Origin of the sequence: Bacteroides sp. (assembly GCA_036351255.1) — a bacterium.
Lineage (GTDB): Bacteria > Bacteroidota > Bacteroidia > Bacteroidales > UBA7960 > UBA7960.
Genome location: JAZBOS010000134.1, coordinates 1 through 6,777, shown reverse-complemented (window position 1 = coordinate 6,777; position 6,777 = coordinate 1). Strand labels below are relative to the sequence as shown.

Sequence of the window (6,777 nt, the reverse complement as noted above, 5' to 3'; positions counted from 1 at the left end):
TCCGGGGCTAGGCGGGATCCATCACAGGGAAATTATCAATATTATCAAAATTATCAATATTGTCAGTTTCTGATTTTGAGGATATCTGTGTGACGAATAATCACAAGGGGCCTAAGGCTTGGGGCATGGAGTTCAGCCGCGTAGCGGCGACCGTTTGAAAATAAAAAATTAAAAATGAAAAGTGAAAAATGGGTAAGGCGATCGCTTTAACCTTTGTTCCATAAGGTAATAAGGTTTAAACGGGCAGTTGAAAGGGACTTTTTACTAAGGTAATAAGGTTTATAACTTGCCTGTCGTTTCTTACCTTATTACCTTAGTAACCAAATGAGTACCACCCCAACCAGGACCTTATTACCTTATTGAGGCTGAAACCTCCGGCAACTTTGATAGGGCGATGGGGCTAATCAGAATCTGTGAGAAAGTTTCAAAGCACAGAAACATTTCTGCCATTATCGGGAAAACCACTCCTATTATTCTACCTTTTTGAAATCTTATTTCTATTACCTATATTTATGCAATTATTATTATGTTTGATTTAGCAATATTAATGTTCCCGGAAATGGATGAATGAGTATGATTTAATCATCGTTATAAAAGAGCGGACAGCAATTTAAAAATGAAAGAAATTGCGACTAAATATTTCATTAACAGAAAAGAATGGAGGAAGTGGCTCGAAACTAATTTTGAGACCGAAGAAGATATTTGGTTGGAGTATCCGCTAAAGAAGACGGGTAAGAAACGAATCTTGTATAATGATGCGGTTGAAGAAGCACTCTGTTTCGGATGGATTGATAGTACCGTTAAATCATTGAACGAGGAGACTAGTATTCAAAGATTTTGCAGGAGGAGAAGAAAATCGACATTCTCACAACCGAACATAGAACGACTGAGATGGCTATATGAAAACAATTTGATATACCACTCAATTAAGGATGAAGTTTTCAAAATCATTCAACAAGAATTCGTTTTTCCAAAAGACATTATCAGGAATTTGAAATCAAATAAAATCGTTTGGGAGAACTATCGAACCTTTTCAGAGCCATATAAACGAATCAGAATTGCATACATTGATAGTGCAAGGAAAAGACCTGAAGAGTTTGAAAAACGATTAAACAATTTCATTGAAAAAACAAAAGAAAATGTGCTGATAAAAGGATTTGGTGGAATTGAAAAATACTATTAAAAACAAGAACTGCTGCCAACATGGTATATAAAAATTTGATAATCAGTATATCGCGTTGGGATTTTCTCACATTCGCTCTTTGCCGCAGCGGACAAGAACGCAAGCCGCCCACTCCAACTCTTCACCTACCAGAATAGTTGGCTTAAATTAAAAATGAAAAGTCATGATAAGATTCTTTAGAAAAACCAGAATAAAACTGCTAACAGAAAACAAGCTGACCAAATACATCATTTATGCTTTTGGTGAGGTCTTAATCGTCATTATTGGTATATTAATAGCCATTCAAATTAACAGTTGGAATAACGATAGGATACAGGCCAAAAAAGAAACGGCATATATTGAAGAAATAAGGAAAAGCCTAATCTCAGATTTAGAAAGTATAGCATTTATCAAGGATTTTAATGAAAAAAAAGATAGTTGTATAAACAGAAGTTTGGAACTGCTTGGTACAAAAATGAGCAATGAGGAACGGGCCTTAGAGTTTATGACTTTGATGATTGAATCAACGGGAAGATATGAAATTTTCAGGCAAAATAGTGTCGCTTTTAATGGTATGATTTCGGCGGAAACCATTGAACTTATTTCCAATGATTCGCTCCGAATGGCTTTGTCTGAATATTATGGAATGGAAGCCGAATATGAATCGGACACGCAGAGTGGGGTCAGGGAATTTACAAGAAAGTTTGTTGAAGTGGCTGGCCCTTCAGTTATGAGCAATGAATTAGCATCTCAATTATATGGTTCAAATCTGGATTTTGAATTTTCAGGTATGCAGAATAATGAGTTTCATAAAGATCCTGAGGTATTTTTCCGACTATTGTTAATGAAATTGAATATGCAGGATCAAAATGAAACATTAGAAAAAACAAAGTTGAAAATTGAGCAAGTTTTAGAATTGATCTCAAAAAAATCTGAAAAAGCCAAAATGTTATTAAAATAAGTAACCTATTAAGATACTATTATTTCCCAAAAATAAGAATAAAGTTACTTTTAGAAAATAAAGGGCCTAGCAGCCGGCGGCTTTTTTTAATTGTTCCGGGTGATTGTCAGGAGGGATGTCTGTCTATGGAGAAAGTTTAATGCAGTAACTATTGATTTAGCCTTATTGCTTTAATAACCAAATTATTAGTCACAAAGGGGAACCTTATTGCTTTATTGAGGCTGAACCCTCCGGCAGCCTGGGTAAGGGTATTGGTTAAAAAGAACAGAACCAAAAAATCAATTCAATAAAGCAATCTATTATCATGTTTAAATACTTATCACTCAATAAAAAAGAGTCCGTTTGATGATTCGTAAAATCTATATCTTTGAAAAGAGAAAACAAGCCAATTTAACTTGGGTTTTCGCCAAAAAATAGGCAAATTATTTAACTTTTTTCGGGTATTTATAAGTCAGAACCAATACATATTCATTAAAAATGTTTCTGCCAAAATCCTCTCAATAATTCTCATTAAAATAATCCCTGGGCAATGAAGAGATTTACGAAAAATGAAATACGGAAATTTCTGTTTGGCGTTTTAACCGGATTTATCATCTGGTTCATCCTGGATCTCTTTTTTAACTGGGACGAAAACGTCAGGGATTTTTGGGATGGCTTTCATTCCGCGAAAAGCAGATTTGAGAATACGAAATAAAATCTGGCTCCTCTATGCGGTATGTATAATTCCTTTGCCATACCTTTTGCCTGAACACCTCCCCCCATTGCACAACAACAGTTTGTAATTGAATGCCTGAATCAAAAATCTTCAGTCAGGTTTCAATTTTCAAAAAACACCCTGATTTTTATGATTCCATAAAGGATCAATTTTCTTATATTTGTGGGTTCATTGAAAAAGTAAATCACCTGGATTTGCCTTTCTTTTTAAAAGTAACTCACTTACTTTATTCGTTTCATTAAAAACCGGTTTACCAGGAAATGAAGAACAAATACATTGACCTGATAGAACAAACCTTCGAGTTTCCGCAGGAAGAGTTTAAGGTGATTGACAACGAGCTGTATTTTCACGATATTGCGCTGATGGATATCATCAAGCAATACGGCACCCCGCTTAAGATCAGTTACCTGCCCAAGGTCAGCCAGCAGATACAGAAAGCCAAGCGTATGTTTAACGTGGCGATGGCCAGGGTGGACTATAAGGGTGAGTATAATTACTGTTACTGTACCAAAAGTTCACATTTCAGTTTTGTGCTGGAGGAAGCGCTGAAGAACGACATTCATCTGGAAACTTCTTCGGCTTTCGATATTTACATTGTGGAGGAGTTGTACAACCTGGGTCTGATAGACCGAAATAAATTCATCGTTTGCAACGGCTTCAAAAGGCAACTCTATACCCAAAAGATCAGTGAGTTGATCAACAATGGTTTTGAGAACACCATCCCGGTGATCGACAACAAGAATGAGATCAAGGCCTATTCCGAGCTGATTGAAAAGGACAAGCGGGTTCAGCTGGGCATTCGCATAGCCTCGGAAGAGGAGCCGATGTTCGAGTTCTATACCTCCCGCCTGGGAATTCGTTATAATGACATTGTGCCTTATTATAGGGCAAACATTGAAAAGGATCCGCGCTTCACGCTGAAGATGCTTCACTTTTTCATCAATACGGGCATCAAGGACAATGCCTATTACTGGAACGAGTTATCGAAGTGTGTGAACGTTTACTGCGACCTGAAGAAGATCTGCCCCGAGTTGGACAGCCTGAACATTGGGGGCGGTTTCCCCATAAAGAACTCACTGGCCTTTGAATACGACTATGAATACATGACCGAAGAGATCGTGGCGCAGATCAAGAACATTTGCAATCAGAACGGGGTACAGGAGCCGAATATCTTTACGGAATTTGGAGCCTTCACCGTAGGTGAAAGCGGGGCAACCCTCTATTCCATCCTGGACCAGAAGCAGCAGAACGACCGCGAGCACTGGAATATGATTGACAGCAGCTTTATGACCACCCTTCCCGACATCTGGGCCGCCAAGCAACGTTTCATCCTGCTGGCCGTCAACAACTGGGACAGCGAATACCAAAGGGTGAACCTGGGTGGGCTGACCTGCGACAGCCAGGACTACTACAATGCCGAGCTGCACTCGAACGCCATCTTCCTTCCCAAGATCAGGGAAGACGTAGTACAGTATATCGGGATGTTTCACACGGGTGCTTACCAGGAGAGCCTTGGAGGCTTCGGGGGCATACAGCACTGCCTGATACCTGCTCCCAAGCTGGTGATCATTGACCGCGACGAGGAGGGCGAGTACAACACCAAGTTGTTTGCCAAGGAGCAAAGCTATAAGTCGATGCTCAAGACCCTGGGGTTCTGATTAAAGCAAAGCAGAAGGCCTGCCTGCCATTCATTTTACGATTTCCCTGATGCCTTTGCGGGCTGTTTTCGCCTTTGTGCAAAAAAGCCAATGAATGGAAAGGAAAATTCCCAGCCTGAATCCAATGTTCAGCCCCCATTTACGTTATGGAGTTATGGCACAGGTGAGGGTGCTTATATTTTCAGCTTTACAATACTTTTGTTAATTTTGCAAGTCTAAAAAAACATTCCCCCCAACGGATGGAGAATAAACCCAGGAAACTTAAGAAGAACGCTTACCGGGCGAAAAAGGAAAAGAGGAGTGACCTCGAGGGCAATGAGCTTTCGATGCAATCGTTTGGCGAATTTTTGCGTAACAAGCGGCTGCGCAAAACAGTGGGTCTTTTTTTCATCCTGCTTTCGTTTTTTCTGCTGCTGTCGTTTATCTCCTATCTTTTCAGCTGGAAGGCCGATGATGACCTGCTCAACGGCAGGGTGTTCAACTGGGAGCTGCTGAAAGACACTACGATCCTTGCCGACAATATGATGGGGCGGCTCGGAGCCATCACTGCGCACCTGTTCATTAAAAAGTGGTTTGGCCTCTCGTCTTTCCTGTTCGTGCTCATATTATTCGTGGCAGGCTTTAGATGGCTGTTCGAGCACAGCCTGTTGCCCGGCTGGAAGACCCTGCGCTATTCCACCTTTTTCATCCTCTGGACCTCTTTGTTTTTTGGGGCCATCATCCATTCAGGGCCCTGGCTGATACTGGGTGGCACCTTTGGTTACCAGGCCAACGTATGGCTTAACGGTATCATAGGCGGCTTCGGCACGGCCCTGTTTTTGCTGTTTTCGCTGGGCACCTTCCTGATCCTCGCCTTTGACCCCAATTTCGTAGCCGTGGGGCAGTTCATCCACAAGCTTTTTGCCCGTAAAGAAGAAGAACCTGAACTGGAGATTTCGACCGGAACGGATGATGACTCTAGTGCGCAGGAAGACCCCTTTGCCAAGGAAGAGGAACCCGACGACTTCCCGATAGAAATCGACTTTGGCGAGAAAGAGCCTATGGTGCCCGTGGGAGTGGACGAAGCTCGACCCGCAGCAGCAGACCATGGGCCTGCCCTTGAGATCGTGGAAGGCGACGGCAAGATCACAGGGCATAATTACCAGGCCATTGACGACCCCAACCAGTTTGGGGAAGACAATGATATGCCAGACCTGTCGCATCTGGGGCTGTATGACCCCACCCTTGACCTTCCGAAGTACAAGATCCCTGACCTGAGCCTGCTGGATGACCACGGCAGCAGCTCTATCCACGTCAACAAGCAGGAGCTGGAGGCCAACAAGAACAAGATCATTGAGACGCTGAACAACTACTCCATACAGATTGAACGGATCAAGGCCACGGTAGGCCCGACGGTGACCCTGTATGAGATCATCCCGGCGCCCGGGGTGCGCATTTCCCGCATCCGTAACCTGGAAGATGACATTGCCCTGAGCCTCTCGGCTTTGGGTATCCGCATCATCGCCCCCATCCCCGGCAGGGGGACCATAGGCATTGAAGTGCCCAACAGCAACCCCGAGATCGTCTCCATGCGTTCCATCCTGGCCAGCGAGAAGTTCCAGAACTCCACCTATGAGTTGCCCATTGGACTGGGAAAGACCATTGCCAATGAGACCTTCATTGCCGACCTGACAAAAATGCCTCACCTGCTGATGGCAGGGGCTACCGGACAGGGGAAATCGGTTGGATTGAATGCCATCCTGGCATCTATTCTTTTCAAGAAACACCCTGCCTATGTTAAATTTGTGCTGGTGGACCCCAAGAAAGTAGAGCTGACGTTGTTCTCGAAGATAGAGCGGCACTACCTGGCTAAGCTTCCCGATGCCGAAGATGCCATTGTGAACGACACCAGGCAAGTGATCAGGACGTTGAATTCGCTCACCATCGAGATGGACAACCGCTATGACTTGCTGAAGGATGCGCAGGTCAGAAACATCAAGGAATACAACGCCAAGTTCGTGGAGCGCAGATTAAACCCCAATCACGGGCACCGCTTTTTACCTTACATCGTGCTGTTCATTGATGAGTTCGCCGACCTGATCATGACTGCGGGCAAGGAGATTGAGCTGCCCATTGCCCGACTGGCGCAGTTATCGAGGGCTGTGGGGCTACACCTGATCATCGCAACGCAGCGGCCTTCGGTGAACATCATAACGGGTACCATCAAGGCCAACTTCCCGGCACGCATTGCTTTCAGGGTCGCCTCGAAGATCGACTCCCGCACCATTCTCGATACCGGCGG

General features: G+C 43.5%; 4 protein-coding genes. All 4 read left to right on the top strand.

The genetic code is table 11. The features are described 5' to 3' along the window. The first annotated feature begins 616 nt into the window (after positions 1 to 616). Positions 617 to 1,183, top strand: a complete 567-nt coding sequence (locus V2I46_13265; GenBank protein MEE4178469.1) for a YdeI/OmpD-associated family protein — start codon at positions 617 to 619, stop codon at positions 1,181 to 1,183. A 163-nt stretch (positions 1,184 to 1,346) separates the two neighbouring features. Next, entirely contained in the window at positions 1,347 to 2,123 is a 777-nt protein-coding gene (locus V2I46_13260; GenBank protein MEE4178468.1) for a DUF6090 family protein, read from the top strand. Positions 2,124 to 3,098: 975 nt separating this feature from the next. After that, positions 3,099 to 4,496, top strand: coding sequence for an arginine decarboxylase (locus V2I46_13255; GenBank protein MEE4178467.1), 1,398 nt, complete (start codon positions 3,099 to 3,101; stop codon positions 4,494 to 4,496). A gap of 239 nt (positions 4,497 to 4,735) precedes the next feature. After that, positions 4,736 to 6,777 (top strand): DNA translocase FtsK 4TM domain-containing protein (locus V2I46_13250; GenBank protein MEE4178466.1); only part of this gene is annotated, 2,042 nt, incomplete at its 3' end.